The 24,300-nt window shown below is 68.6% G+C and carries 26 protein-coding genes, 1 tRNA gene and 2 pseudogenes; 16 read left to right on the top strand and 13 right to left on the bottom strand.

Going from position 1 to position 24,300, the window contains the following annotated elements; genetic code table 11:
- Genes ABD767_RS01505 through ABD767_RS01490 form a run of 4 tightly spaced genes read left to right on the top strand, consistent with a single transcriptional unit; the run spans nucleotide 1 to nucleotide 3,339 of the window.
- Entirely contained in the window at nucleotides 1–963 is a 963-nt protein-coding gene (locus tag ABD767_RS01505; protein ID WP_103043689.1) for an aspartate carbamoyltransferase catalytic subunit, read from the top strand.
- A 31-nt stretch (nucleotides 964–994) separates the two neighbouring features.
- Nucleotides 995–2,293 (top strand): dihydroorotase, encoded by a 1,299-nt coding sequence (locus tag ABD767_RS01500; RefSeq protein ID WP_103043662.1) that lies wholly within the window; start codon nucleotides 995–997, stop codon nucleotides 2,291–2,293.
- A 48-nt stretch (nucleotides 2,294–2,341) separates the two neighbouring features.
- A complete protein-coding gene (arsC, locus tag ABD767_RS01495; protein ID WP_103043663.1) occupies nucleotides 2,342–2,701 on the top strand; it encodes an arsenate reductase (glutaredoxin) in 360 nt (119 codons plus the stop codon).
- A 5-nt stretch (nucleotides 2,702–2,706) separates the two neighbouring features.
- Nucleotides 2,707–3,339 (top strand): glutathione S-transferase N-terminal domain-containing protein, encoded by a 633-nt coding sequence (locus ABD767_RS01490; RefSeq protein WP_103043664.1) that lies wholly within the window; start codon nucleotides 2,707–2,709, stop codon nucleotides 3,337–3,339.
- Here the strand turns inward: ABD767_RS01490 and lhpI are convergent, their stop codons facing one another.
- The 8 genes from lhpI to ABD767_RS01450 form a co-directional block, all read right to left on the bottom strand.
- Complete coding sequence (gene lhpI, locus ABD767_RS01485) at nucleotides 3,340–4,281, bottom strand: bifunctional Delta(1)-pyrroline-2-carboxylate/Delta(1)-piperideine-2-carboxylate reductase (RefSeq protein WP_103043665.1); 942 nt, start codon at nucleotides 4,279–4,281, stop codon at nucleotides 3,340–3,342.
- A 24-nt stretch (nucleotides 4,282–4,305) separates the two neighbouring features.
- Nucleotides 4,306–5,010 carry an amino acid ABC transporter ATP-binding protein gene (locus ABD767_RS01480; RefSeq protein WP_344867992.1) on the bottom strand — a complete coding sequence of 235 codons (705 nt, stop codon included), beginning with the start codon at nucleotides 5,008–5,010 and terminating at the stop codon, nucleotides 4,306–4,308.
- A gap of 102 nt (nucleotides 5,011–5,112) precedes the next feature.
- Nucleotides 5,113–6,390 (bottom strand): FAD-dependent oxidoreductase, encoded by a 1,278-nt coding sequence (locus ABD767_RS01475; protein WP_103043667.1) that lies wholly within the window; start codon nucleotides 6,388–6,390, stop codon nucleotides 5,113–5,115.
- A 21-nt stretch (nucleotides 6,391–6,411) separates the two neighbouring features.
- On the bottom strand, nucleotides 6,412–7,131 hold the full coding sequence (locus ABD767_RS01470; protein WP_344867826.1) for an ABC transporter permease: 720 nt from the start codon (nucleotides 7,129–7,131) through the stop codon (nucleotides 6,412–6,414).
- On the bottom strand, nucleotides 7,131–7,847 hold the full coding sequence (locus ABD767_RS01465) for an ABC transporter permease subunit (protein ID WP_103043668.1): 717 nt from the start codon (nucleotides 7,845–7,847) through the stop codon (nucleotides 7,131–7,133). Before ABD767_RS01465 ends, ABD767_RS01470 begins: the two co-directional genes overlap by 1 nt.
- Before the next feature lie 35 nt (nucleotides 7,848–7,882).
- Nucleotides 7,883–8,638, bottom strand: a complete 756-nt coding sequence (locus ABD767_RS01460) for a transporter substrate-binding domain-containing protein (protein WP_103043669.1) — start codon at nucleotides 8,636–8,638, stop codon at nucleotides 7,883–7,885.
- 92 nt (nucleotides 8,639–8,730) lie between these two features.
- Nucleotides 8,731–9,645 (bottom strand): MurR/RpiR family transcriptional regulator, encoded by a 915-nt coding sequence (locus ABD767_RS01455; protein WP_103043670.1) that lies wholly within the window; start codon nucleotides 9,643–9,645, stop codon nucleotides 8,731–8,733.
- Nucleotides 9,646–9,788: 143 nt separating this feature from the next.
- A complete protein-coding gene (locus ABD767_RS01450) occupies nucleotides 9,789–10,211 on the bottom strand; it encodes a winged helix-turn-helix transcriptional regulator (protein WP_103043671.1) in 423 nt (140 codons plus the stop codon).
- 167 nt (nucleotides 10,212–10,378) lie between these two features.
- Between ABD767_RS01450 and ABD767_RS01445 the strand changes: the two genes are divergently transcribed.
- From ABD767_RS01445 to ABD767_RS01425, 5 genes are all read left to right on the top strand, one after another.
- Complete coding sequence (locus ABD767_RS01445) at nucleotides 10,379–11,440, top strand: ornithine cyclodeaminase (RefSeq protein ID WP_103043691.1); 1,062 nt, start codon at nucleotides 10,379–10,381, stop codon at nucleotides 11,438–11,440.
- A 152-nt stretch (nucleotides 11,441–11,592) separates the two neighbouring features.
- Nucleotides 11,593–13,086, top strand: a complete 1,494-nt coding sequence (locus tag ABD767_RS01440) for a Do family serine endopeptidase (RefSeq protein ID WP_103043692.1) — start codon at nucleotides 11,593–11,595, stop codon at nucleotides 13,084–13,086.
- A 90-nt stretch (nucleotides 13,087–13,176) separates the two neighbouring features.
- Nucleotides 13,177–13,839: a response regulator gene (locus ABD767_RS01435; protein ID WP_103043672.1), complete on the top strand. Its 663-nt coding sequence runs from the start codon at nucleotides 13,177–13,179 to the stop codon at nucleotides 13,837–13,839.
- Nucleotides 13,836–15,221, top strand: a complete 1,386-nt coding sequence (locus tag ABD767_RS01430; protein ID WP_103043673.1) for an ATP-binding protein — start codon at nucleotides 13,836–13,838, stop codon at nucleotides 15,219–15,221. The genes ABD767_RS01435 and ABD767_RS01430 overlap by 4 nt, the downstream gene beginning before the upstream one ends.
- Entirely contained in the window at nucleotides 15,218–16,612 is a 1,395-nt protein-coding gene (locus ABD767_RS01425; protein WP_103043674.1) for a phospholipase D-like domain-containing protein, read from the top strand. Before ABD767_RS01430 ends, ABD767_RS01425 begins: the two co-directional genes overlap by 4 nt.
- Here ABD767_RS01425 and ABD767_RS01420 read toward each other — a convergent pair.
- Nucleotides 16,609–17,406, bottom strand: coding sequence for an IclR family transcriptional regulator domain-containing protein (locus ABD767_RS01420; RefSeq protein ID WP_103043675.1), 798 nt, complete (start codon nucleotides 17,404–17,406; stop codon nucleotides 16,609–16,611). The two genes, ABD767_RS01425 and ABD767_RS01420, sit on opposite strands and share 4 nt — an antisense overlap.
- A gap of 92 nt (nucleotides 17,407–17,498) precedes the next feature.
- Here ABD767_RS01420 and ABD767_RS01415 point away from each other — a divergent pair, with 92 nt between their 5' ends.
- The 5 genes from ABD767_RS01415 (at nucleotide 17,499) to ABD767_RS01395 (ending at nucleotide 21,909) form a co-directional block, all read left to right on the top strand.
- Nucleotides 17,499–18,194 (top strand): 3-oxoacid CoA-transferase subunit A, encoded by a 696-nt coding sequence (locus ABD767_RS01415; protein ID WP_103043676.1) that lies wholly within the window; start codon nucleotides 17,499–17,501, stop codon nucleotides 18,192–18,194.
- Between the two features lie 21 nt (nucleotides 18,195–18,215).
- Nucleotides 18,216–18,860, top strand: coding sequence for a 3-oxoacid CoA-transferase subunit B (locus tag ABD767_RS01410; RefSeq protein WP_103043677.1), 645 nt, complete (start codon nucleotides 18,216–18,218; stop codon nucleotides 18,858–18,860).
- Between the two features lie 61 nt (nucleotides 18,861–18,921).
- Nucleotides 18,922–20,124, top strand: a complete 1,203-nt coding sequence (gene pcaF / locus ABD767_RS01405; protein WP_103043693.1) for a 3-oxoadipyl-CoA thiolase — start codon at nucleotides 18,922–18,924, stop codon at nucleotides 20,122–20,124.
- Nucleotides 20,121–20,834, top strand: a complete 714-nt coding sequence (locus ABD767_RS01400) for an SDR family oxidoreductase (RefSeq protein ID WP_103043678.1) — start codon at nucleotides 20,121–20,123, stop codon at nucleotides 20,832–20,834. Before pcaF ends, ABD767_RS01400 begins: the two co-directional genes overlap by 4 nt.
- Before the next feature lie 70 nt (nucleotides 20,835–20,904).
- Nucleotides 20,905–21,909, top strand: a complete 1,005-nt coding sequence (locus ABD767_RS01395) for a tripartite tricarboxylate transporter substrate-binding protein (RefSeq protein ID WP_103043679.1) — start codon at nucleotides 20,905–20,907, stop codon at nucleotides 21,907–21,909.
- 80 nt (nucleotides 21,910–21,989) lie between these two features.
- On the opposite strand, the gene ABD767_RS01390 is transcribed toward ABD767_RS01395, so the two are convergent.
- Nucleotides 21,990–22,064: transfer RNA gene (locus tag ABD767_RS01390), tRNA-Arg, on the bottom strand.
- A gap of 127 nt (nucleotides 22,065–22,191) precedes the next feature.
- On the opposite strand from ABD767_RS01390, the gene ABD767_RS01385 reads away from it, so the two are divergent.
- On the top strand, nucleotides 22,192–22,554 hold the full coding sequence (locus ABD767_RS01385) for a PilZ domain-containing protein (protein WP_344867815.1): 363 nt from the start codon (nucleotides 22,192–22,194) through the stop codon (nucleotides 22,552–22,554).
- Between the two features lie 31 nt (nucleotides 22,555–22,585).
- On the opposite strand, the pseudogene ABD767_RS01380 reads toward ABD767_RS01385, so the two are convergent.
- Both ABD767_RS01380 and ABD767_RS01375 read right to left on the bottom strand, forming a co-directional pair.
- Nucleotides 22,586–22,796, bottom strand: a pseudogene (locus tag ABD767_RS01380) (TOBE domain-containing protein); the annotation flags it as partial.
- Nucleotides 22,791–23,195: pseudogene (locus ABD767_RS01375) on the bottom strand (TonB-dependent receptor); the annotation flags it as partial. The pseudogenes ABD767_RS01375 and ABD767_RS01380, both read right to left, overlap by 6 nt.
- Before the next feature lie 96 nt (nucleotides 23,196–23,291).
- Here ABD767_RS01375 and ABD767_RS01370 point away from each other — a divergent pair.
- A complete protein-coding gene (locus tag ABD767_RS01370; RefSeq protein ID WP_344867813.1) occupies nucleotides 23,292–23,756 on the top strand; it encodes a hemerythrin domain-containing protein in 465 nt (154 codons plus the stop codon).
- A 114-nt stretch (nucleotides 23,757–23,870) separates the two neighbouring features.
- Here ABD767_RS01370 and ABD767_RS01365 read toward each other — a convergent pair whose 3' ends face one another.
- Nucleotides 23,871–24,272 carry a pyridoxamine 5'-phosphate oxidase family protein gene (locus ABD767_RS01365; RefSeq protein ID WP_146031486.1) on the bottom strand — a complete coding sequence of 134 codons (402 nt, stop codon included), beginning with the start codon at nucleotides 24,270–24,272 and terminating at the stop codon, nucleotides 23,871–23,873.
- Between the last annotated feature and the right edge of the window lie 28 nt (nucleotides 24,273–24,300).

Raw genomic sequence — 24,300 nt, 5'->3', positions numbered from 1 at the left:
GTGCTCTCCCAGCGCAACCCCCAACTCAACGCCAACGGCGAGCTGATCCACCTGCTGTCCATCGAAGGGCTGCCGCGCGCCATCCTCACGCACATCCTGGACACGGCGGCCAGCTTCGTGAGCGTCAGCGACCGCGAGGTCAAGAAAGTGCCGCTGCTGCGCGGCAAGAGCGTGTTCAACCTGTTCTTCGAGAACAGCACGCGCACGCGCACCACCTTCGACATCGCCGCCAAGCGGCTGTCGGCCGACGTGTTCACGCTCGATATCGGGCGCAGCTCGACGGCCAAGGGCGAGTCGCTGCTCGATACGGTGGACAACCTGTCGGCCATGGCGGCCGACCTGTTCGTCGTGCGCCACAGCCAGTCGGGCGCGCCCTACCTGATCGCGCAGCACGTGGCGCCGCACGTGCACGTGGTCAACGCCGGCGACGGGCGCCACGCCCACCCGACGCAGGCCATGCTCGACATGTACACCATCCGCCACTACAAGCAGGATTTCTCCAACCTGACGGTGGCCATCGTCGGCGACGTGCTGCACTCGCGCGTGGCGCGCTCTGACATCCACGCGCTGACCACGCTGGGCGCGGCCGAGGTGCGCGTAGTCGGCCCGCGCACACTGGTGCCCGGCGACATGGCAGACATGGGCGTGCGGGTGTTCCACGACCTGGAGGAGGGCATCCGCGGCTGCGACGTGATCATCATGCTGCGGCTGCAGAACGAGCGCATGACCGGCGCGCTGCTGCCGTCGAGCCAGGAGTATTTCAAGAGCTTCGGCCTGACCGAGGACAAGCTGCGCCTGGCAAAGCCCGACGCCATCGTCATGCACCCCGGGCCGATCAACCGCGGAGTGGAGATCGACTCGGCCGTCGTCGACGGGCCGCAGGCGGTCATCCTCTCGCAGGTCACGTTCGGCATTGCGGTGCGCATGGCCGTCATGTCCATCGTCGCAGGCAACGTCGCCTGAGCCGGCAGCAGGCGCAGAGCAGGACACAAGCATGAAGATATTGATTGAAAACGGCCGCGTGATCGACCCGGCCAGCGGGCTGGACAAGGTCTGCAGCCTGGCGATTGCCGCCGGGCGCGTCATCGGCGTCGACGCCATCCCGCAGGACTTCGCGCCCAGCCGCGTGATCGACGCGCGCGGCTGCCTGGTGCTGCCCGGCCTGGTCGATCTGGCCGCGCGCCTGCGCGAGCCGGGTCACGAGCACGAGGGCATGCTCGAATCCGAGATGGCCGCGGCCGTGGCCGGCGGCGTGACCAGCCTGGTCTGCCCGCCCGACACCGACCCGGTGCTCGACGAGCCTGGCCTGGTCGAGATGCTGAAGTTCCGCGCAGAAAAACTGCACCAGGCGCGCCTGTTCCCGCTGGGTGCGCTCACCCGCGGCCTGGCCGGCGAGGTGCTCACCGAGATGGCCGAGCTGACCGACTCGGGCTGCGTCGGCTTCTCGCAGGCCGACGTGGCACTGGCCAGCACCCAGGTGACGCAGCGCGCGCTGCAGTACGCGGCCACGTTTGGCTACACCGTCTGGCTGCGCCCGCAGGAGCTGCACCTGGGCCGCGGCGTGGCCGCCAGCGGCCCGCTGGCCACGCGCCTGGGCCTGGCCGGCGTGCCGGTGGCGGCCGAGACGATTGCGCTGCACACCATCTTCGAGCTGATGAAGACCACCGGCGTGCGCGTGCACCTGTGCCGGCTGTCCAGCGGTGCGGGCGTGGCGCTGGTGCGCGCCGCCAAGGCGCAGGGGCTGCCGGTGACCTGCGACGTGAGCATCAACTCGCTGCTGCTGACCGACATGGACATCGGCTACTTCGACAGCCGCGCGCGGCTGATCCCGCCGCTGCGCCAGGAGCGCGACCGCGCGGCGCTGGCTGCGGGCCTGGCCGACGGCACCATCGACGCGCTGGTCTCGGACCACACGCCGGTCGACGAGGACGCCAAGCACCTGCCGTTCGCCGAGGCCGAGCCCGGCGCGACGGGGCTGGAGCTGCTGCTGTCGATTGCGCTGAAATGGTCGCGCGACGCGCGCGTGCCGCTGCCCCGCGCGCTGGCCACGGTCACCAGCGCGCCGGCCGGCGTACTCGGCGGCGCGCTGGGCACGTTTGCCGCCAGCTGCGGGCGCATCACCGCCGGCGGCGTGGCCGACCTGGCCATCGTCGACCCCGAGGCCTGGTGGATCGTCGAGCCGAAGGCGCTGGCCAGCCAGGGCAAGCACACGCCGTTTGGCGGGCTGGAGCTGCCCGGGCGCGTGCGCATGACGCTGGTGGGCGGGCAGATCGCGTTCGAGGCACAGGGTTGACGCGCCGGCCCGAGGCAGGGCGCCAACGGTGGTGCTAGTCTTGCGCCCATGACCGAACGCAACGACATCACCATCTACCACAACCCCCATTGCAGCAACTCGCGCGGCGCGCTGGCACTGCTGCGCGAGCGCGGCATCGAGCCGCGCATCGTTGAATACGTGAAAGACCCGTTGACCGCGGCGCAGCTGCGCGCGCTGGTCGCGCAGGTGGGCACTCCGGTGCGCGAGCTGATGCGCAGCAAGGAAGACGCCTACCAGCAGCTGGGCCTGGGCGACGCGTCGGTGGGCGACGAGGCGCTGATTGCGGCGATTGCCGAGCACCCCAAGCTGCTCAACCGTCCCATCGTCGTCACCCCCAAGGGCGCGGCGCTGTGCCGCCCGCCCGAGCGCGTGCTTGATCTGCTGTAACCGCCATGCTGCTCTACGACGCACACAGCCCGGCACCGCGCTGCCTGCGCATGTTCTTGCTGGAAAAAGACCTGCAGCTGCCCGCCACCCTGGTCGATGTGTTTGCCGGCGACAACCGCGCTCCCGCCTACCTGGCGCGCAACCCGGCCGGGCAGACGCCGGCGCTGCAGCTGGACGACGGCACCGTGCTGGCCGAGGCGGTGGCGATAGCCGAATACCTCGAAGAGCTGCACCCCGAGCCCGCGCTGATCGGCCGCACCGCGGCAGAGCGCGCGTTCACCCGCCAGTGGTGGCGCCGCGTCGAGCTCAACATTACCGAATTCATCCACAACGCCTACCACTACGCCGAGGGTCTGGAGCGCTTTGCGCCGCGCATCCCCGTCGTGCCCGAGGGCGCGGCCGGGCTCAAGCGCGTGGTGCAAGATCGGCTGAAGTGGCTCGACGCGATGATGGGAGACAACCCCTGGCTGTGCGGCCAGCGTTTCACCTGCGCCGACATCTGGCTCTACGTCTGGCTCGATTTTGCCGACGGCGTGGGCCAGCCCTGGGATCGCAGTCTGCCGCGCATCGCCCCCTGGTTCGAGCGCGTCGCTGCGCGGCCTAGCGCCGCGGCCAGCAAGGCCTTGATGGCGGGTTGATCAGTCTGTCGGCAGGTGGGCGCGCCACACCAGCGTCGCCGCCGTCAAATCTTCCAGCGCGCTGCCCACGGCCTTGAACACGGTGACGGCGTCCTCACTCGTGCGCCCGGGGCGCTCGCCGCGCGTGAGCTGCTGCAAATTGGCGCGGATGTCGCTTGCCGCAAAGCGCCCGCTGGCAAAGGCGTCGAGCAGCTCACCGGCCTTGAGCGGCGCCTCGTCGGTGTCCACATACACCTCGCGGCCGGCAAAGCAGTCCACGTCGGCCTCTTTCATCTGCGGGGCAAAGCTGCCGATCAAGTCCAGGTGCACGCCGGGCTGCAGCCAGGCGCCGCGGATCAGCGGCGTGTGCGCCAGCGTGGCGCAGCTGATGATGTCGGCGCTACGCGCCGCCTGTTCCAGGTCGGTGGTGTAGCGGGCATCAAACCCTTCGGTGCGCAGCGCGTCGGCCAGCGCCTGGCCGCGCTCGGCGTTGGGGTTCCAGACGTCGACCTCGCGTATGCCCCGCACGGCGCGCAGCGCGCGCGGCACCAGCGCGCCGACGCGGCCTGCGCCCAGCAGCAGCAGGCGCCGCGCGTCTTGGCGCGCCAGATAGTCGGCGCCCAGCGCGGCGGCTGCTGCGGTGCGCCGCGAGGTGATCTCGTTGCCGTCGATCAGCGCCAGCGGCACGCCCGTCGTCGCGTCGTGCAGCAGGTAGGTGGAATGCAGCCCGGGCAGGCCGCGCGCGCCGTTGCCCGGAAAGATGTTGACCGTCTTGAGACCGTAGAAGCCCGCCTCGCTCCACGCCGGCATGATGAGGGTGGTGCCCTTTGCGCCCTGGCATTCGATGGCGTGGTTGTGGCGCAGCGGCACGCTGGCGCCCTGCGCAAAGGCGGCGCGCAGCGCGGCGATCAGGCGGTCAAAAGGCAGGGCGTCGCGGGTCTGCTGGGCGGTGAAGTGGTGCATGGGGGCGCTTTCTTCGCGTGCGGGTCAAAGAATTTGCTTGAGGAAGGCCCGGGCGCGCTCGGTGCGCGGCGCGGCAAAAAAATCCTGCGGCGGCGTGTCTTCCAAAATCACGCCCTGGTCGAGAAACAGCACGCGCTCGGCCATTTGCCTGGCAAAACCCATTTCATGCGTGACGCACAGCATGGTGATGCCGGTGTTGGCCAGCCGCACCATGACATCGAGCACTTCCTTGACCATCTCGGGGTCGAGCGCCGCCGTGGGCTCGTCAAACAAAATGATTTTTGGATCCATGCACAGCGTGCGGGCGATGGCCACGCGCTGCTGCTGTCCGCCCGACAGCTGTGTGGGAAATTGGCCGGTGAGGTGGGCCATACCCACTTTTTCCAGTCGCTCGCGCGCGCTTTCCTCGGCCTGGCGGCGGCTCATGCCCTTGACGCTCATGGGCGCGAGCGTGCAGTTGTCGAGCACCGTCATGTGCGGAAACAGGTTGAAATGCTGGAACACCATGCCCACGTCGCGCAGCGCCACCTGGGCGGGTTTGTCCTGGCGCGTTACGTCGGCGCCGTGAATGTGGATGCTGCCTTGCTCGATCTGCTCGAGTTGGTTGATGCAGCGGATCAGCGTGGATTTGCCCGAGCCCGAGGGGCCGCACAGGATGATGCGTTCGCCCTGGCGCACGTCCAGATCGATGTCGTGCAGCGCGTGGTAGCTGCCATACCACTTGTTCATGCCGCGGATCTGGATGACGACGGGCCGGTCGTCGCCGTGGGCGTCGGCACGGGGGCCGTGGTTCTGCTCGGTTGCAAGGGCGTCGGTAACGGACATGGTGGCTCACAGAAAACGCTGTGCCGCATACGGCACGGGGTTGCAGAAAGTTGGCTCGCCGCAGATGAGCTCGGCCAGCAGCCGTGCGCAGGCCGGGCCGAGCGTCAGGCCGTGGTGTGCGTGGCCAAAGTTGAACCACAGCCCCTGGTGGCGCGGAGCGGCGCCCACGATGGGGCGCATGTCGGGCGTGCAGGGGCGCCGGCCCATCCAGGGCTCGGCCTCGACGCGCTCGCCCAGCGGCCAGTAGCGGCGGGCGATGCGCTCGGCACGGTCGATCTGCACGTGGTTAGGCGGCGCATCGGGCAGCGCCAGCTCGACACCGGTCGTCAGGCGCAAGCCCTGCTCCATTGCGGCGAGGACAAAGCCCGCGCGCGAGTCGCACAGCGGATGCTCTGGCGCGGGTGTTTCGGGCGTGATGCGGTAGTGCAGGTGGTAGCCGCGTTTGTGCGCAAGCGGTAGGCGGTAGCCCAAGCGCCGGCACAGTGCACCGGCGTCGGGGCCCAACGCGATCACCACGTGCCGGGCGCGTAGTGTGGCGGCAGGCGTGTTCAGGCACCAAGCGCCGTCCTCGCTCTGGCGCAGGCCGCTGGCGTCGGCGCGCAGCACCGTGCCGCCGCGCCGTGCAAAGAGCTCGGCGTAGCCCTGCACCAGGCGAGCGGGGGCGCTTACCGTCCAGGGGTCGCGCCAGTGCAGTCCGCCAGCCATGGCCGCGCCGGGCGCAAAGCCGCTTTCGCGCGCCTTGAGCGCCGTGCCGTCGAGCACGTCGAGCTGCAGCTGGTGGCGCGCGGCCAGCGCCCGGCCTTCGGCCGCGGCTTGGGCAAACGCGCGCGGGGCGCGGTAGATGTCGATCCAGCCCTGCGTGCGCACCAGGTGCGCCAGGTGTGCCGCCTCGATCAGGGGCTGGTGCTCGCTCACGCAGCGCTCGATGAGCGGCAGCATGTCGTGCGCCGCGCGCTCGAGCGGTGCGGGTGCCGATTCGCGCCAATAGCGCCACAGCCAGGGTGTAAGCGCGGGCAGTGCGCGCCACTGGAAGTGCACGTCAGCGCGCAGATTGCTGGCATAGCGCAACAGCGCCAGCGGCGATTGTGGAAACGCATAGGGCACGACCGAAGCGCGCTCGATCAGCCCGGCGTTGCCGCTGCTGGTGCCGGTACCGGGATCCTGGCGATCGACCAGGCAGACCGACAGACCGCGCTGCTGCAGATGCAGCGCCGTACAGGTGCCGACGATGCCGGCGCCCAGCACCAGAGCGTCGTGCGAAGAGAAAGAGGTGATGGGGGGCATGGTCAATCGCCTCTTACCCGCTCAAGGCACTACGTGGCGCGACAGCCGCGCTTCGATGCGCTTGAGCGCGCGCCGGATGATCTCGACGATGATCAAATAAAGCACGGCAGCCCACAGATAGACCTCGAAGTCGAAGCTGCGCGAAAACGCCAGACGCGCCACGCCCATCACGTCGTACACGGTCACCAGCGAGGCAATCGCGCTGGCCTTGATCATCAAAATCAACTCGTTGCCCAGGGGGCCGAGTGCGACCAGCATGGACTGCGGCAGCACTACGCGCACCATCGTCGTGAAGCGGCTCAGGCCGAGCGCGCGGCAGGCCTCGTACTGCCCCTTGGGTATGGCCAGCAGGCTGCCGCGGAAAATTTCCGCCTGGTAGGCAGCGGTGTTGAGCGTGAAGGCGAGCACCGAGCAATACCAGGCATCGCGAAAAAACCACCACAGGCCCACGTCCTGCCAAAACCCGCGCAGCGACCCCAGGCCGTAATAGAGCAAAAACAGCTGGGCGAGCAGGGGTGAGCCACGAAAGAAGTAGATGTAGGCGCGGCAGGGAAGCTGCACGGCCTTGTTGCCGCTCATACGGCCCAGCGCCAGCATCCAGCCGAGCAGCAGGCCGAGAAAATAGGACAGCGCGACCAGCTTGATGGTGATGCCCAGGCCTTCGAGCATGCGTGCGCCGTAGCGCTCGAGCAGCTCAGGGTCGATGACATATCCGAGCAGGCTCATGACCAGTTCGCTCATCAGCGCGCTCCCTGTACGTGGCGCCCGAAGCGGCGCTCGGCGCGGTTGAAAACGACACCCGACAGCGCCGACAGCAGCAGGTACAGCAGGCAGCAGACGAAGTAAAAAAGCATGGGCTGTTTGGTGGCCGAGACGGCCAGGTTGGTCTGGCGCATCAGGTCGACGAGCGAGATCGTCGACACCAGCGACGAGTCCTTGAGCAGCGTCAGCCAGTTGTTGGACAGACCGGGCAGGGCGACGCGCATGAGCTGGGGCAGGATGATGCGCACAAACGTCGTGCGCCGTGACAGGCCCAGCGAGCGCGCCGCCTCGTACTGGCCCTTGGGGATGGTCTTGAATGCGCCCAGCCACACCTCGCTGGAGAAGGCCGCCAGCACCAGGCTGAAGGCGACGACGGCGGCAAAAAAGGCGTTGATGTGGAATTCGCCGGCGTAGCCCATGCGTTCGAGCAGGTGCTGGATGGCGATTTGCGCGCCGTAGTACACCAGCAGCAGCGTCAAAAGCTCGGGCAGACCGCGAAAGACGGTGGAAAACACAGTGGCGGCGGCGCGCGGCAGACGGCGCTTGGAGCGAGCGCCGACTGCCACTAGCAGGCCGAGCGGCAGGCCGATGGGCACGCAGGTGAGCGCCAGCGCTATGGTGACCAGCGTGCCCAGCAGCAGCGCGTTGCCCCATCCGCCTTGGCCAAAGGAAAGCAGGCTTAGCAGGTCAAGCATGTCGTCGTCCGGTCAATCGCGCGCGCTGGCGCTATTCAGTAGATATCGGCGCCGAAGTACTTGAGGGAAATTTTCTGGTAAGTGCCGTCGGCACGGATGTCCTTGATCGCCTGGTTGAAGCGCTGCTTGAGCGCGTCATCGCCCTTGCGCAGCGCAATGCTGGTGTCGCCCTCGGTGCCGGGGATTTCTCCCAGCAGCTTGCAGCAGCCCTCACTGTTTTTTTGCAGCCACTCAAGCAGCGGGAATTTGTCGTGCACCATGGCGTCAAGGCGCCCGGCAATCAGGTCAGCGCCGGCCTCGTCGGGCGTGGGGTACAGGCGCACGTCGGCGCCGGCCTTGCCGTAGACGTCCTCGGCGTACATGCCCTGCGTGGACGAAGACTGCGCGCCCACCGTCTTGCCTTTCATGTATTTGGCGTCTACGCCGGGGATTTTGGAGTCTTTGGGCACGGCGACGGCCAGGCGTGTGCGGTAGTAGGGGTCGGTGAAGTCGACGCGGCGCGAGCGCTCCTCGGTGTTCACCATCGACGAGACGACGGCGTCGAATTTGCGCGCCACCAGCGCCGGGATCATGCCATCCCAGTCTTGCGCGACCAGTGTGCACTTGGCCTTCATCGCGGCGCACAGGGCGTTGGCGATGTCAACGTCAAAGCCGTAGAGCTGACCCTTGGCATCGACGGCGTTGAACGGAGGGTAGGCACCTTCGATGCCGATGCGAATGGCGTCCTGGGCCTGCGCCGACAGCGCGCACAGCGCGGCAGCGGCGAACATGGTTTTGAGCGAAGTCTTCATGGTCTGGGTTCTCTTAGAGCGTTGAGGAGGTGGAGATGTCGGGCCAGCAGCGCTCGTGGCGCGCTGGCGGGTAAAAAGTTGGTCAAAGGCCGTCAGGTCAAAGCGTCGCGCGCCGAGGTGTAGCCGATGAAGGCGTGGTTCAGGCCGGCAATCTGCTCCAGGCGCTGTTCGGCGCTTTGGCCCAGGCGCACAAAGACTTCGTTGACCATCAGGTGCGCCAGCACCTGCATGGGCGCCGTGCATTCCCAGAATAGATCCAGCCCTGTGGGTACGCGAAACACCTCGGTGGCGCTGCTGTCGGCCCAGTCGCAATACATGTCGGTGACCAGCGTCACCGGCAGCCCCTCGTCGCGCGCCTTGCGGCACAGCAGCAGTGCGTGGCGCGAATAGCGCCGGGCATCAAAGACGATGAGCGCCGTCTCTTCGGGATCGGCCAGCAGCGCGTCGCTGTAGTGGCCCGCCCCGTTGTCTATCAGGTGCACGCCGGCGCGGATGTATTGCAGCAAATGCGCCATGCAGGCCGCCACGCCACGTTCGGTCTGAAAGCCTGCTACCAAGATGGTCTTGTAGAGCGCTAGGCGCTCGACCACGGGCTGCCACTGCGGCGAGCGTGTGAGCTCGTAGACGGCCACCTGAGCGGCAATGCTCAGTTCCAGGCTACGGCTATAGTCGCGCCCCTCCTGGCTGCGTCTTTGCAGGAAATCCTGCAGACGATCGCCCATCAACCAAGGGCTATCGCCCAGGTCGTCGCGCAGGTTGTGCTTGAGATCCTTGAAATGGCGAAAGCCCAAATGGCGGCAAAAACGCCCTACAGTGGTCTCGCTCAGCCCCAGCTTGGCCGCCAAGCTGGCCGATGTCTCGAAAGGCAGGCTGGCGAGATTGCCCAGCATGTAGCTGGCCACGTTGCGTTGCGACGCCGTGCCTTGTGCACGAAAGCGCTCCAGCCGCTGCATCACGCTGGTGGTGCCTGCTGGTTTTTCTACGCTGCCATGCAAGTTTTGTGTCATTTTTTTAATTTACGACGCAAAACTGGCATTGCGCACCCGGGGAATTCCCTAGATTTTTCTGCGACCAGGGGTAAGAACTTCTGGCAGGCCAAGAGTCGGTCGCGCCAGCGCCATGTTTCTGTGCAGCAAAGCTGGACAGCGGCTCAAAACTTCAGGCTCTTGAGGTGAATGCTGGTTTCGGTCGCTGCAATGCCTTTGATCAGGCGGATGCGCTCAAGCGCCTCGGCGAGCTCGGCCATGGTGAGCACGCGCAGCTGCGCGAGCATGTCCCAGCGGCCGTTGGTGTCGTGCAGCTCCGAGACGGCGGGCTCTCCCGACAGGGCGGCAATGATGCGCTGCGTCTCGTGTCCTTCGATGGCGATGCTGGTCCAGGCGACGATTTCCTCGGGCCGCGAGTCGGGCCGCACGCGGATGCTGTAGCCCAGGATGACGCCGCTTTGCTCCATGCGGGCGATGCGGTTGTTGACGGTGCCGCGCGAGACACCGAGCTTTTTCGCCAGTGTCGCCACCGAGGCGCGAGCGTCGCCGCGCAGCAGCGCCAGGATCTGGTGATCCAGGCTATCCATTGACAGTTTGTTCATCAAATAATGTCATTTAGTCAATAAATTGAGATTTTATAGATAATTTTGCCGCTATGAATTGATCTGCTCCGAGGGAACAATGGAGTTGTGACGCCGCATGCGAATTTTTTGCAGCGCGTCCGTAATCAAAAGCCATGAAAAAGGAGCGAAAAATGACCACATTCCTGTCCACCCACGACGTCAGCGCGCTGGTGCGCCGCCTGGGTATTGGCCAGACGCTGCGCCAGCTGGAGTCTTTCATCCACGCAGATTTTTTGCGCTGGGAGGCGTTCGACAAGGTGGCCCGCGTGGCCAGCCATTCCGATGTCGGCGTCATCGAGCTGATGCCGGCGGCCGACGACAGTTTGTACGCATTCAAGTTCGTCAACGGCCACCCGCTCAACCCGCGTGTGGGTCTGCCCACGGTGATGGCGTTCGGCGCGCTGGCCGAGGTATCCACCGGCCGGCCGCTGCTGCTCAGCGAGCTGACGCTGACCACGGCGCTGCGCACGGCGGCCACCTCGGTGATGGCGGCGCGCGTGCTGGCGCGCAAGAATTCGCGCGTGATGGCGCTGATTGGCAACGGCGCGCAAAGCGAGTTCCAGGCGCTCGCTTTTCACCACCTGCTGGGCATTGACACGCTGCGGCTGTACGACGTCGACCCCGGCGCCACGGCCAAGTTGCGCGCCAACCTGGCCGGTGTGGCGGGGCTTACGCTGATTGGCTGCGCCAGCGCCGCCGAGGCCGCGCGTGGCGCCGACATCGTCACCACCATCACCGCCGACAAGACCAACGCCATCATCGTCAACGAGGCCATGGTTGCGCCCGGCATGCACCTGAACGCCGTGGGCGGCGACTGCCCGGGCAAGACCGAGCTGGCGGCGGGTGTGCTGCAGCGCGCCAGCACTTTTGTCGAGTTCGAGCCGCAGTCGCGCATCGAGGGCGAGATCCAGCACATGCCGGCCGACTACGCCGTGCAGCCGCTGTGGCAGGTGCTTGCCGGCAAGCGCGCCGGCCGCAAGAGCGACGATGAAATCACCGTGTTCGACTCGGTCGGCTTTGCGCTGGAGGACTTCTCGGCTCTGCGCTTTTTGCACGCGCAGGCGCAGCAGCTGAAACTGGGGACGCAGGTTGAAGTCGTTCCCGCCATGGCCGATCCGAAGAATTTGTTTGGCGAGGCGCTGGGCGCGGCGCTGGCCAGCGGCGCAGGCAAGGTGGATTGCGTGCCGGTTTGAAACTTGCCTTCGTGATCCACATGCGCGCCCCGTACCGCGGGGCGTTTTGCTTTTCTCGATTTTTTGGAGCGTGCGCACGCTCCTAAGCGTGCCCTAAGCCTGGGCTTTCACACTGCCTACCCATCAGAGCAAACCTGTTGGAAAGGCAGACCATGAACACCCTCATCTCCACCCCCCGCAAGCTGGTCATTGCGCTGGTTGCCGCGGGCGCGCTGGGCGCTACCGGCGCCGGCCTCGTCAGCCACCGCATTGCGCATGCCGACGGCACCGCGCCGGTGGCGGCCACGGCCAGCGCGCCGGCGCCGCTGGTGGCCACGCAGTCGCTGCCCAGCTTCGCCGCCATCACGCAGAAATACGGTCCGGCCGTGGTCAACATCAGCGTGACCGGCACGCGCCATGAAGGCGGCGCGGCCGACGACGGCGGCGACGATGACGACCCCAACGCCCAGCTGTTCGAGTTCTTCAAGCGCTTCGGCATGATTCCGCCCGGTGCCATGCAGGCGCCGCGCGACGTTCCGGTGCGCGCGCTGGGCTCGGGCTTCATCGTCAGCCCCGACGGCGTGGTGCTGACCAATGCCCACGTGGTCAAGGGCGCGGACGAGGTCACCGTCAAGCTGACCGACCGACGCGAGTTCCGCGCCAAGGTGCTGGGCGCCGACGCCAAGACCGACGTGGCGGTGCTCAAGATCGACGCGCACGATCTGCCCACGGTGCGCCTGGGCAGCACCAGGGCCTTGAACGTGGGCGACTGGGTGCTGGCGATCGGCTCGCCGTTCGGGTTCGAGAACAGCGTCACCGCCGGCGTGGTCAGCGCCAAGGGACGCGCGCTGCCCGACGACAGCGCCGTGCCCTTCATCCAGACCGACGTGGCGGTCAACCCCGGCAACTCGGGCGGGCCGCTGTTCAACGCCCAGGGCGAGGTCGTGGGCATCAACTCGCAGATCTACAGCCGCTCGGGCGGCTACCAGGGCGTGTCGTTCGCCATCCCGATCGAGGTGGCCACGCGCGTGCAGCACGACATCCAGACCACCGGCAAGGTACAGCACGCGCGCCTGGGAGTGACGATCCAGGACGTCAACCAGACGCTGGCCGACTCCTTTGGCCTTGACAAGCCCGAGGGCGCGCTGGTGGCCGACGTGCAAAAGGGCAGCCCGGCCGACAAGGCGGGACTGAAATCGGGTGACGTGATCCGCAGCGTCGACGGCCAGCCCATCGTCGCCTCCAGCGACCTGCCGGCCATCGTCAGCCAGTCGCGCCCTGGCACCAGGATGGAGCTGGGCGTATGGCGCCATGGCCGCAGCGAGACGCTGAGCGCCACGCTGGGCAATGCCGCCGACAAGGCGCAGGCCGGCGCGGACAAGGACAAGGCGCAGTCCGACCACGGCCGCCTGGGCCTGGCGCTGCGCCCGCTGCAGCCCGACGAGGCGGCGCAGGTGGGCGTGAGCGACGGCCTGGTGATCCAGGGCGTCAACGGCCCGGCCGCGCGCGCTGGAGTGCAGCCCGGCGACGTGCTGCTGGCCATCAATGGCACGCCCGCGCGCGATCTGGCGCAGGTGCGCGCCATGGTGGCCAAGGCGGGCAAGTCGGTGGCGCTGCTGATCTGGCGTGACGGCGAGCGCATCTTCGTGCCGGTACGCCTGGGCTGACGGTCTGCTGCAGGCCCTTGCGCCTGCAGCGACGAAGGGGCGCAAGCCGCTATGCTTGCGCCCATGTTTTTTCTGGGGGTGGTTTGAGCCATGCGCCTGCTGCTGGTCGAGGACGACGCGATGATCGGCGAGGCCGTGCAGGATTTGCTGCGCGGCGAGCACCACGCGGTCGACTGGGCGCGCGACGGCCTGCAGGCCGACACCGCGCTGCGCGCCCAGGCCTATGACCTGGTGCTGCTCGACCTGGGCCTGCCCGGGCGCGACGGCCTGCAGGTGCTGCGCGACCTGCGCGCGAGAAAAGACCGCACGCCCGTCTTGATTGCCACAGCGCGCGACGCCGTGGCCGACCGCGTGCAGGGGCTGGACGCCGGCGCCGACGACTACCTGCTCAAGCCCTACGACCTGGACGAGCTGCTGGCCCGCATCCGCGCGCTGGCGCGGCGCGCCGCCGGCGGCGCCATGGCCTACGAGCACGCCGGCGTGCGCCTGTGCCCCGCGACGCGCGAGGCCAGCGTCGACGGCCGCAGCGTGCAGCTGTCGGCGCGCGAGTGGGCGGTGCTCGACCCGCTGCTGGCGCGCCCGGGCGCGGTGCTCTCGCGCGCGCAGCTCGAAGACAAGCTCTACGGCTGGGGCGAGGAGATCAGCAGCAACGCGGTCGAGGTCTACATCCACGGCCTGCGCAAAAAACTGGGTGCGGGCGCCGTGCTCAATGTGCGCGGCCTGGGCTACATGGTGCCCAGGGAGGCAGCGTGACGGCCCAGCCCGCCCCCCGCTCGCTGCGCACCCGCCTGCTGGCGCTGCTGCTGCTGGCCATTGCCGGCGTGGCGCTGGTGCAGGTGGCGCTGGGCTACCGCACCGCGCTGGCCGAGGCCGACGCGCTGTTCGACTACCAGATGCAGCAGATGGCCCAGGTGCTGCGCCCGGGCCTGCCGTCGCTGCCACCGGGCGAATACGGCCCGCTGGTGCAGGGGCAGGAGAGCCGCGAGTTCGTCGTGCAGGTCTGGTCGGCCGACGGGCTGCGCGTGTACGAGTCCAACTTCGGCCTGGCGCTGCCGCAGCGCGCGGTGCTCGGGTTTTCCAACGTGCGCGTGGGCGCCACCACCTACCGCGTGCTGTCGGTGCAGACTCCGCTGCAGGTCATCCAGGTGGCGCAGGATCTGGACGTGCGCCGTGCCATGGCGCGCCAGCTGGCGCTGCGCACTGCGCTGCCCACGGTGCTGCTGGCGCCGCTGCTGGGCTTTGTCGCCTGGCGCGGCGTGGGCGGTGTGCTTGCGCCTGTCGAGCGCGTGCGCCGCCAGGTGGCGCAGCGGCGCGCCGACGCGCTGGCGCCGCTGGACGGCGCCGGCCTGCCGTCCGAGGTGCGTCCGCTGGTCGACGAGTTCAACGCGCTGCTGGCGCGCGTGGGTCAGGCCTTCGAGGCGCAGCAGCACTTTGTTGCCGACGCCGCGCACGAGCTGCGCTCGCCGCTGGCGGCGCTCAAGCTGCAGGTGCAGGCACTGTCGCGTGCGCAGGACGACGCCGCGCGCCAGCGCGCCGGCGAGCGCCTGGGCGCCGGTATCGACCGCGCCACGCGCCTGGTCGAGCAACTGCTGGCGCTGGCGCGCCAGGAGGCGCAGATCGCCCAGGGCGAGCCGGCAGAGCCGCTGGTGCTGGCCGACCTGGTGCGCCAGTGCGTGGCAGACGCGGTGCACGCCGCGCAGCTGCGCAGCATCGACCTGGGGCTGGCGCAGCTGGCCGGCGACGCCGCGCAGGCTCGGGTTGCCGGCCATGTGCAGGCGCTGGCCATCCTGCTGCGCAACCTGCTGGACAACGCCATCAAGTACACGCCCGAGGGCGGGCGCATCGACGTGCAGTTGCGCGCCGAGGGTGCGCAGTTGCTGCTTACCGTGGACGACAGCGGCCCTGGCATTGCGCCGGCGCAGCGCGAGCGCGTGCTGCGGCGCTTTCACCGCGCGGCGGGCGCGCAGGGCGCCGAAGGCAGCGGCCTGGGCTTGGCGATTGCCGAGACCATCGCCCGCCTGCACGGCAGCGCGCTGGTGCTGGGCGACGCGCCGCAACTGGGCGGGCTGCGCGTGCAGCTGGCGCTGGCACGGCTGGCGGACGGCATGGATGGCACCGACGAGGGCGGAGCGTGATCCGCTGGATCGTCCTCTCGGGCCTGGGCCACGCCATCGTCGTGGCGCTGGGCCTGCTGCTGTATGTGCTGGGCACGCGCATCGGCCACCAGCGGCGCCATCCGTCGGCGGCGCTGGGCTGGGTGCTGGGCATGCTGACGCTGCCCTATCTGACCATTCCGCTGTTCCTGTTCTTCGGCTCGCGCAAGCTGGTGCGCCCGCGCCACCGCGCGCCTGTACCGGCGCACCACCCGGTGGCCGGCGCGCCCGCATGGGCCACGCAGCTGCTGGCGGGTCTGGAGCTGCCGCCGGCGCAGCCCAACGTGCGCATCGCGCTGCATGAGGATGGCGGCCAGGCGCTGGCCGGCCTGCTGGCGACCATCGATGGCGCGGTGCACCAGCTCGACGTCTGCACCTATGTGCTGGCCAGCGACGCCACCGGCCGCCAGGTGGCGCAAGCGCTGGCCGCCGCCGCCGCGCGCGGCGTGCAGGTGCACCTGCTGATCGACGCCATGGGCAGCCTGCTGGTCGGGCGGCGCCTGCTGCGCGAGCTGCGCGCAGCCGGCGTGCATGTGCGCCGCTTCATGCCGCTGCTGCACAACCCGCTGCACGGGCGCACCAATCTGCGCAACCACCGCAAGCTGGTCGTCGCCGACGGCAGGCGCCTGTGGAGCGGCGGGCGCAACCTGGCCTGCGAATACTTCGTCGACCGCCCGAATCGGCCTGCCTGGGTGGATCTGAGCTTCGAGATCGACGGCCCCGTTGCGCGCCAGGCGCATGTGCAGTTTCTGACCGACTGGCGCACCGCCCGCGGCCTGATGCTGCGGCGCATGCGCCGCGTCGACCAACTGCCGGACGCGGGTGCGCCGCGCACCGGCGCGCTGGCGCAGTGGCTGCCCAGCGGCCCCGACCACGCCGACGACACGCTGCACGCGCTGCTGCTGGCCGGCGCCTGGCATGCGCAGCGGCGCATCTGGCTGGTCACGCCGTACTTCGTGCCCGACGACGCGCTGCTGGACGCCTGGTGCCTGGCGTGCCGGCGCGGCGTCGATCTGCAGCTGGTGCTGCCGCGGCGCTCCAACCACCGCCTGGCCGACATGGCGCGCGAGCGGGCGCTGCGCCAACTGGCCTCCGCCGGCGCGCGGGTCTGGCTGTCGCCGGCCATGGTGCACGCCAAGGCGGTGCTGATCGACGACCAGCTGGCGCTTTGCGGCTCGCTCAACCTGGACGCGCGCAGCCTGTTTCTGAACTACGAGGCGATGACCGCGTTCTACGGCCCGGCGCAGGTCGGCTGGCTGGCCGGCTGGATCGACGCGCTGCGCACCGGCGCCCAGCCCTACGAGGCGCGCCGCCCGTCATGGTCGCGCGACATCGCCGAGGGAGTGGTGCGGGCGGTGGGGTTTCAGCTCTAACGCGCCCCCAGCGTGCGCGAGATGTCCTGTGCGGTGCGCAGCAGCTCGGGCAGCAGCTGCTCGCGCAGCGCCTCGGGGCTGGTGCGGCTGGCCTGGCCGCTGATGTTGAGCGCGGCGACCACTTGGCCGGTGGCGTTTCTCAAAGGCGCGGCGACCGAGATCAGGCCTTCTTCCAGCTCCTGGTCGACCACGCACCAGCCCTGCTGGCGCGCCTGGGTGATGCGCGCTAGCAGCGCCGCGTCGTCCAGCGCGGTGTGGGCGGTGAAGCGCTCGCGCGGCGCGGCGGCCAGGCGCGCGTGCAGTTCATCGTCGGGCAGGGCGGCCAGCAGCACGCGGCCCATCGACGTCCAGAACGCCGGCAGGCGCGAGCCCACGGCCAGGTTGGTGCTGATGATTTTGTGCGTGTGCACGCGCAGCACGTAGACCACGTCCAGGCCGTCGAGCACGGCGGCAGAGCAGGACTCGCGCACGCGGTCGGTCAGCGCCTCCATCATCGGCTCGGCCAGGTTCCAGATCGGGATCGAGCTCAGGTAGGCAAAACCCAGGTCGAGGATGCGCGGGGTGAGGCGAAACAGCCGGCCGTCGTTTTCCAGGTAGCCCAGGGTCTGCAGCGTCAGCAGGATGCGCCGCGCGCCGGCGCGCGTGAGGCCGGTGCGCGCGGCCACGTCGCTGAGCGTCTGCTGCGGCGCACTGGCGCTGAACGAGCGGATCACCTCCAGTCCGCGGGCGAACGATTGCACGTAGTTGTCGCCGGGCTTGTGGCTATTACTTACGGGTAAAGAGGTGTCATTCATGGTGATTTGTCCTAAAATTCATTATACGAACATTTGTTCTATATACGAACATTTGGGCTCAATCATTTTCGGCATCCAGGAGACGGCAGCACATGATCAACAAGATTGCAGATTCGGTCGCCCAGGCGCTGGAGGGCGTGCAGGACGGCGCCACGGTGCTCATCGGCGGCTTTGGCACCTCGGGCAACCCCATCGAGCTGATCGACGGGCTGATCGCCCAGGGGGCGCGTGAGCTCACCGTGGTCAACAACAACGCTGGCAATGGCGATGCGGGCCTGGCGGCGCTGCTGAAAAGCGGCCAGGTGCGCAAGATCATCTGCAGCTTTCCGCGCCAGGCCGACAGCTGGGTGTTCGACGAGTTGTACCGCACCGGAAAGATTGAGCTGGAACTGGTGCCACAGGGCAACCTGGCCGAACGCATGCGCGCCGCTGGCGCCGGCATTGGCGCCTTCTTCTGCCCCACGGGCTACGGCACCGAGCTTGCCAAGGGCAAGGAAACGCGCGAGATCAACGGCAAGCACTATGTGCTGGAGTACCCCATCTACGGCGACGTGGCGCTGGTCAAGGCCGAACGCGGCGACCGCTGGGGCAACCTGACCTACCGCATGTCGGCGCGCAACTTCGGCCCGGTGTGCGCGATGGCCGCCAAGCACACGGTGGCCACGGTGCACGAGCTGGTGGAACTGGGCGAGATGGATCCCGAGGCCGTGGTCACGCCCGGCATCTTCGTGAGCCGCGTGGTCAAGGTGCCGCGCGTGGCCACCCAGGCCGGCGGCATCCGCAAATAAGAGAACTCAGGAGATACCAGCGTGAGCAACTACCAAAAACGCAGCAAGACCGAACTCGCCCAGCGCGTGGCGCAGGATATTTTCGACGGCGCCTACGTCAACCTGGGCATAGGCCAGCCCACCCTGGTGGCCAACCACCTGCCCGCCGGCCGCGAGGTGGTGCTGCATTCCGAGAACGGCATCCTGGGCATGGGCCCGGCGCCCGCCGCGGGGCATGAGGACTACGACCTGACCAACGCCGGCAAGCAGCCGGTGACGCTGCTGCCCGGCGGCAGCTTTTTTCACCATGCCGACAGCTTCGCGATGATGCGCGGCGGCCATCTGGACATCTGCGTGCTCGGCGCCTTCCAGGTCAGCAGCACCGGCGACCTGGCCAACTGGAGCACGGGCGAGCCCGGCGCCATTCCCGCCGTGGGCGGCGCCATGGATCTGGCCGTGGGCGCCAAGTCCACCTGGGTGATGATGGATTTGCTGACCAAGACCGGCGAGTGCAAGGTGGTCAGGGAATGCAGCTACCCGCTCACGGGCCTGGCCTGCGTCAAGCGCATCTACACCGACCTGTGCACGCTGGAGTGCACGCAGGGCGGCCTGCGCCTGATCGACACCGTCGACGGCCTGACGCACGCCGAGCTGGAGCGCATCGTCGGCCTGCCCATCCGACAGTAGACGAATGCGCGGGCTGCAGCGCCGCAATCATTTTTTTTGCAACTTCGACCCTGGAGACACCATGACCCAAGCCCTGATCTGCGACGCGGTTCGCACCCCCTTTGGCCGCTACGGCGGCGCCTTGAGCAGTGTGCGCGCCGACGACCTGGGCGCCGTGCCCATCCACGCGCTGATGGAGCGCAACCCCGGCGTGGACTGGAAGGCCGTCGACGACGTGCTCTACGGCTGCGCCAACCAGGCCGGCGAGGACAACCGCAACGTCGCGCGCATGTCGGCGCTGCTGGCCGGCTTGCCCATCGACGTGCCCGGCGCCACCATCAATCGCCTGTGCGGCTCGGGCCTGGACGCGGTGGGCTCGGCGGCGCGCGCGATCAAGGCGGGCGAGGCGCGCCTGATGATTGCCGGCGGCGTGGAGAGCATGAGCCGTGCGCCCTTCGTCATGCCCAAGGCGGAAAGCGCCTTCAGCCGCGCCAACGCGGTCTACGACACCACGATCGGCTGGCGCTTCGTCAATCGGCTGATGAAGGCGCAATACGGCATCGACTCGATGCCCGAGACCGCCGAGAACGTGGCGGATGATTTCAAGATTGAGCGCGCCGCGCAGGATCGCATGGCGCTGGCCAGCCAGCAAAAGGCCGCCGCCGCGATTGCCGCCGGCCACCTGGCGCGCGAGATCGTCGCGGTGACGATCCCGCGACGCAAGGGCGATCCAATCGTCGTCGACCAGGACGAGCACCCGCGCGCCACCTCGATCGAGGCGCTTGCCGGGCTCAAGCCCATCGTGCGCGAGGGCGGCACGGTGACCGCCGGCAACGCCAGCGGCGTGAACGACGGCGCCTGCGCGCTGCTGCTGGCGAACGAAGAGGCGGCCAGGCAATACGGCTTGACGCCGCGCGCCCGGGTCGTCGGCATGGCCACGGCCGGCGTCGCCCCGCGCATCATGGGCTTTGGCCCGGCCCCGGCCGTGCGCAAGGTGCTGCAGCAGACAGGCCTGACGCTTGCGCAGATGGACATCATCGAACTCAACGAAGCCTTTGCCGCCCAGGGCCTGGCCGTGCTGCGCGACCTGGGCCTGAAGGACGACGACGCCCGCGTCAACCCCTGGGGCGGCGCGATTGCGCTGGGCCACCCGCTCGGCGCCTCTGGCGCGCGCCTGGCCACCACCGCGGTCAACCAGCTGCACGCGCTGGGCGGGCGCTATGCGCTGTGCACCATGTGCATCGGCGTGGGCCAGGGCATCGCCGTGGTGCTGGAACGCGTATGAGCGGCGAGCGCGTCCTCATCACTGGCGGCGGCGCCGGCATTGGCGCGGCCACGGCCGCGCGCTGCCGCGCCGACGGCTACGAGCCCGTGGTCATCGACCGCGACGTCAGCCACGCACCGGGCGGCATCGCGGCCGACCTGAGCGACGAGCAGGAGACGGCGCGCGCGCTGCAGCAGGCGCTGGAGGGCGGGCCCATCACCCGGCTGGTCAACAACGTCGGAGTCGTGCTGCCCGCCATCGCGCAGGAGCAGACGCTGGCGCAGTTCGACATGGCCTATGCGCTGAACCTGCGCTGCGCGCTGCAATGCCTGCAGGCGCTGCTGCCGGGCATGCAGGCGGCGGGTTTTGGGCGTGTCGTCAACATGTCCTCGCGCGCCGCGCTGGGCAAGGAGCTGCGCAGCGCCTACGCGGCAACCAAGGCCGGCCTGATCGGCATGACGCGCGTATGGGCGCTGGAGCTGGGGCGCCACGGCATCACCGCCAACGCCATCGGCCCCGGGCCCATCCGCACCGAACTGTTCGACCGCGCCAACCCGCCGGATGCGCCGCGCACGCGCGCCATCATCGACGCCGTCCCCGTCAGGCGCGTGGGAGAGCCCGAGGACGTGGCCCACGCCGTGTCCTACCTGCTGGACGCGCGCAGCGGCTTCGTCACCGGCCAGGTGCTCTACGTCTGCGGCGGCATGACCGTTGGCGTCGCCGGCGTGTAGCCACCGTCTTTTTTCGTTCTTCATTCTTTCTTGATGCCTGGCGACCTTGCCGGGCGGACACAACCACACCATGACCTTCCCGCACGACTCCCGCTTCCTGGCCCGCCGCACCGTCCTGGCCTGCCTGGCCGCCACCGCCGCAGCCACCCTGCCGCTGGGCGCGCTGGCGCAGAAAAGCTATCCGGCCAAGCCCATCACCATCGTCGTGCCGTTCGCCCCGGGCGGCACCACCGACATCCTGGCGCGCGTCGTCGGCCAGGCGCTGTCCAACGAGCTGGGCCAGCCCGTGCTGGTCGACAACCGCGCCGGCGCGGGCGGCAACATCGGCGCCGCGCTGGTGGCCAAGGCGCCGGCAGACGGCTACACGCTACTCATGGGCACCGTCGGCACGCACGCAATCAACCAGGCGCTGTACAAGAAACTGTCGTTCGATCCGATCAAGGACTTCGCTCCGCTGTCGCGCGTGGCCAACGTGCCCAACCTGCTGGTGGCCAACCCGCAGCGGCCGTACAAGACCGTCAAGGAGCTGATCGCCTACGCCAAGGAGCACCCGGGTCAGGTGGACTTCGGCTCCTCGGGCAGCGGCAGCTCCATCCATCTGTCGGGCGAGCTGTTCAAAACCATGGCCGGCGTGGACATGGTGCACGTGCCCTACAAGGGCAGCGCCCCGGCCGTCACCGACTTGCTGGGCAACCAGATCGGCATCATGTTCGACAACATGCCCTCGGCCATCCAGCACGTGCGCTCGGGCAAGCTGCGCCCCATCGCGGTCACGACGGCCAAGCGCTCGCCCGAGCTGCCCGACGTGCCGACGATTGCCGAGGCCGGCGTACCCGGCTACGAGGCCACCTCCTGGTTCGGCCTGTTCACCGTGGCCGGCACGCCCCAGCCCGTGGTGGACAGGCTCAGCAGCGCGCTGCAGAAAGTGCTGGGCGAAGACGCGGTCAAGGCCAAGATCGAGGAGCAGGGCGGCGAGCCGGTGAGCGAAACCCCCGCGCATTTCACGGAGTTCATCCGCACCGAGAACATCAAGTGGAGCAAGGTGGTCAAGGAGTCGGGCGCCACCGCCGGCTGATGCGCCGTGGCCTGCGGTAAGCAGGCGGGGCAGATCAGGCCCAAAAAAGCCGCAGCGTCTTGCGACCTGCGGCTTTTGTCTGGTCCCTCCGACAGGAATCGAACCTGTATCTGACGCTTAGGAGGCGTCCGTTCTATCCATTGAACTACGGAGAGCGAAACCCGGCATTGTAAAGGCTGGGTTGGCAACTTCCCGATGCGCAGGCTGCGTCCGCGGATCAACGGCTGTGCGGCGCCCGGGGGTAGCATGGTGGCTGTTTTCAGCCAAGCACAGGATCTCGCCATGTCCCAAGAGCGCCGCCATTTCGTCCGGGTTCCGTTTGTTGCGCCGGCGCTGCTGAGCGCTGCGACGCAGGAACTGCAGGTGCGCGTGCTCGACCTGTCGCTCAAGGGCGCGCTGGTGCAGGCCTTGGGGCCGGTGCAAGTGACCGCCGGGGCGCACTGCCAGCTGATGGTGCCGCTGGGTGGCGACGAGCACATTGGCATGGCGGTCGAGGTGGCGCACCTGGAAGGCGACACGCTGGGCCTGCATTGCCTGGACATCGACCTGGACAGCGTCACGCACCTGCGCCGCCTGATCGAGCTGCAGCTGGGCGATGCACAGCTGCTCGAGCGTGACCTGGCGCAACTGAGCGCGGCGCCCTGACGCTGCATGACGCGGCCCGTCCGAGGCAAGCTCAGGCCGGGACGCCCACGATCACGCTGGAGGCATTTGAACAGTGCAGCGGCCGGTGTACCGGCGGCCAGGCCCAGCGTGTCGGCGCTCTCGTTGGTGATGATGGCCGCGCCCGCCGCGCCGCCGGGCAGGCCGATGACCACCTCGGTGTTGACTGCGCCCTTGTGCACGCGCGCGACCTGGCCCTGCAGGTGGTTGCGTGCCGAGAACCGCACGCGCTTGTCGATGCGGTCGGCGTTCTCGCGGTAGTTGTCTGTGTCGGTGGGCACTTTCTTGGCGTCGCGGAAACCCTTGGGCAACGAAAAGCTGTCGGCCTTCAGGTACGACGCACCGATCCGGTAGTACCAGCTGCCCTGGTTGCCGCCCAGGTTCACCGCCGCCTTGCGCGCCTGGCCCGCGCCCAGGCCCAGAAGCGCGTCGCCCTCGAAAGGTTTGACCGGCTTGCGCGTGACCAGGTTGATCGCACCGCCCGGGGTGTTCGGGCCGTACAGCAGCGAGGCATCGGCCTTGGCGACGCGGATCTCGGCCAGGTCGAAGGTGGTGAAGCGGCCAAAGTCCACATAGCCGTCGTAAGGCACGTAGAGCGGCACGCCGTCGACGAACACAGGCACCTACCGGCTGGCGCCCATGACGCCAGCATCGTCTTTGCCCACCCGAGACACTGGCCGTGCCATATTGGTGCGATCGGTTTGCGCAAGGAGATATTCATGAGCGACGCCAGCCCCAGCGAGCTGCTGGAACGACAACACCGCGACATCGACGCCGGCATACAGGCCGTGGCCGAGGGCGGCGGCGACCTGCGGGCGCTGGGCGCGTCGCTGGATCTGCTGCGCCTGCATTTGTATATCGAGGAGGACATCTTGTTTCCGCCGCTGGAGCGCTCGGGCCTGACCATGCCGGTCTTCGTGATGCAGCGCGAGCACGGCCAGATGTGGCTGTTGCTTGAGCAACTGGCGGCAGCCTGCGGCGCGGGCGCGGATCCGGCCGCGCTCAAGGGCGACTGCGCCGAGCTGTTGCATCTGCTGCAGGTGCACAACCCGAAGGAGGAGCAGATCCTCTATACCGCCGCCGACCGCCTGGCCGCCCAGGCTGGAGACGGTACGCTGGCCAGCGACATCGGCCAAGCCGGGCTGCCCGGCGGCTGGGCCTGCAGGATGGCGCCCAAGGGGTGAGGGCGGCGCCTTATTCCATTTCTATATCGATCGAGTACGCGAAGGCGAAGCGCAGACAGTGCTGTAGCACGACAAGCGAAGCCGACAAAGTAATCGGTTGATATAGAAATGGAATTAAAACCGCAATTCGACGCAATCGCTGGTGCAGTTGCCCGCCTGCTGCGCGCCCTCTGGCAGCGGCGCCGCGCGGTGCAGCACGGCGCGCGTGGGCGCCAGGCGGGCGCCGTCGACATCGAGCTGCGCCTGCACGTCCACCATCAATGAATAACCGCCGGCCTGCGCCGGCGGCCACAGCAGCGCCGCGGCGCCGTGGCGTGCCAGGTTGGCGCGCGTGTGCCTGCCCAGGCCATCGATGCGCAGAGCGCCGTCCGTCTGCAGCCGCACCCGCACCGGCGCTGCATGGGGCGGGCCGTCGCCGCCGTGGCTCAGCAGGTAGGCCAGTGTCCGCCCTTGCAGCGCCTGGGCCAGCGTGGCGGGGCGCGGTGCGGCCGCGGCGGTGTCGGGGGTGGTGGTCATCGGGCAAACCTTTGCTGGGCAGGGCATG

Origin of the sequence: Comamonas faecalis, assembly GCF_039538025.1 — a bacterium.
GTDB classification, from domain to species: Bacteria; Pseudomonadota; Gammaproteobacteria; order Burkholderiales; family Burkholderiaceae_C; genus Comamonas_C; species Comamonas_C faecalis.
This window is presented reverse-complemented; position numbering and strand designations above follow the sequence as displayed.

Excerpts from the sequence above, each read along its gene's own strand:
- ABD767_RS01500 (WP_103043662.1), top strand. The coding sequence starts at position 995 with ATGAAGATATTGATTGAAAACGGCCGCGTGATCGACCCGGCCAGCGGG.
- arsC (WP_103043663.1), top strand. The coding sequence starts at position 2,342 with ATGACCGAACGCAACGACATCACCATCTACCACAACCCCCATTGCAGC.
- ABD767_RS01490 (WP_103043664.1), top strand. The coding sequence starts at position 2,707 with ATGCTGCTCTACGACGCACACAGCCCGGCACCGCGCTGCCTGCGCATG.
- lhpI (WP_103043665.1), bottom strand. The coding sequence starts at position 4,281 with ATGCACCACTTCACCGCCCAGCAGACCCGCGACGCCCTGCCTTTTGAC.
- ABD767_RS01480 (WP_344867992.1), bottom strand. The coding sequence starts at position 5,010 with ATGAACAAGTGGTATGGCAGCTACCACGCGCTGCACGACATCGATCTG.
- ABD767_RS01475 (WP_103043667.1), bottom strand. The coding sequence starts at position 6,390 with ATGCCCCCCATCACCTCTTTCTCTTCGCACGACGCTCTGGTGCTGGGC.
- ABD767_RS01470 (WP_344867826.1), bottom strand. The coding sequence starts at position 7,131 with ATGAGCGAACTGGTCATGAGCCTGCTCGGATATGTCATCGACCCTGAG.
- ABD767_RS01465 (WP_103043668.1), bottom strand. The coding sequence starts at position 7,847 with ATGCTTGACCTGCTAAGCCTGCTTTCCTTTGGCCAAGGCGGATGGGGC.
- ABD767_RS01460 (WP_103043669.1), bottom strand. The coding sequence starts at position 8,638 with ATGAAGACTTCGCTCAAAACCATGTTCGCCGCTGCCGCGCTGTGCGCG.
- ABD767_RS01455 (WP_103043670.1), bottom strand. The coding sequence starts at position 9,645 with ATGACACAAAACTTGCATGGCAGCGTAGAAAAACCAGCAGGCACCACC.
- ABD767_RS01450 (WP_103043671.1), bottom strand. The coding sequence starts at position 10,211 with ATGGATAGCCTGGATCACCAGATCCTGGCGCTGCTGCGCGGCGACGCT.
- ABD767_RS01445 (WP_103043691.1), top strand. The coding sequence starts at position 10,379 with ATGACCACATTCCTGTCCACCCACGACGTCAGCGCGCTGGTGCGCCGC.
- ABD767_RS01440 (WP_103043692.1), top strand. The coding sequence starts at position 11,593 with ATGAACACCCTCATCTCCACCCCCCGCAAGCTGGTCATTGCGCTGGTT.
- ABD767_RS01435 (WP_103043672.1), top strand. The coding sequence starts at position 13,177 with ATGCGCCTGCTGCTGGTCGAGGACGACGCGATGATCGGCGAGGCCGTG.
- ABD767_RS01420 (WP_103043675.1), bottom strand. The coding sequence starts at position 17,406 with ATGAATGACACCTCTTTACCCGTAAGTAATAGCCACAAGCCCGGCGAC.
- ABD767_RS01415 (WP_103043676.1), top strand. The coding sequence starts at position 17,499 with ATGATCAACAAGATTGCAGATTCGGTCGCCCAGGCGCTGGAGGGCGTG.
- pcaF (WP_103043693.1), top strand. The coding sequence starts at position 18,922 with ATGACCCAAGCCCTGATCTGCGACGCGGTTCGCACCCCCTTTGGCCGC.
- ABD767_RS01400 (WP_103043678.1), top strand. The coding sequence starts at position 20,121 with ATGAGCGGCGAGCGCGTCCTCATCACTGGCGGCGGCGCCGGCATTGGC.
- ABD767_RS01395 (WP_103043679.1), top strand. The coding sequence starts at position 20,905 with ATGACCTTCCCGCACGACTCCCGCTTCCTGGCCCGCCGCACCGTCCTG.
- ABD767_RS01385 (WP_344867815.1), top strand. The coding sequence starts at position 22,192 with ATGTCCCAAGAGCGCCGCCATTTCGTCCGGGTTCCGTTTGTTGCGCCG.
- ABD767_RS01370 (WP_344867813.1), top strand. The coding sequence starts at position 23,292 with ATGAGCGACGCCAGCCCCAGCGAGCTGCTGGAACGACAACACCGCGAC.
- ABD767_RS01365 (WP_146031486.1), bottom strand. The coding sequence starts at position 24,272 with ATGACCACCACCCCCGACACCGCCGCGGCCGCACCGCGCCCCGCCACG.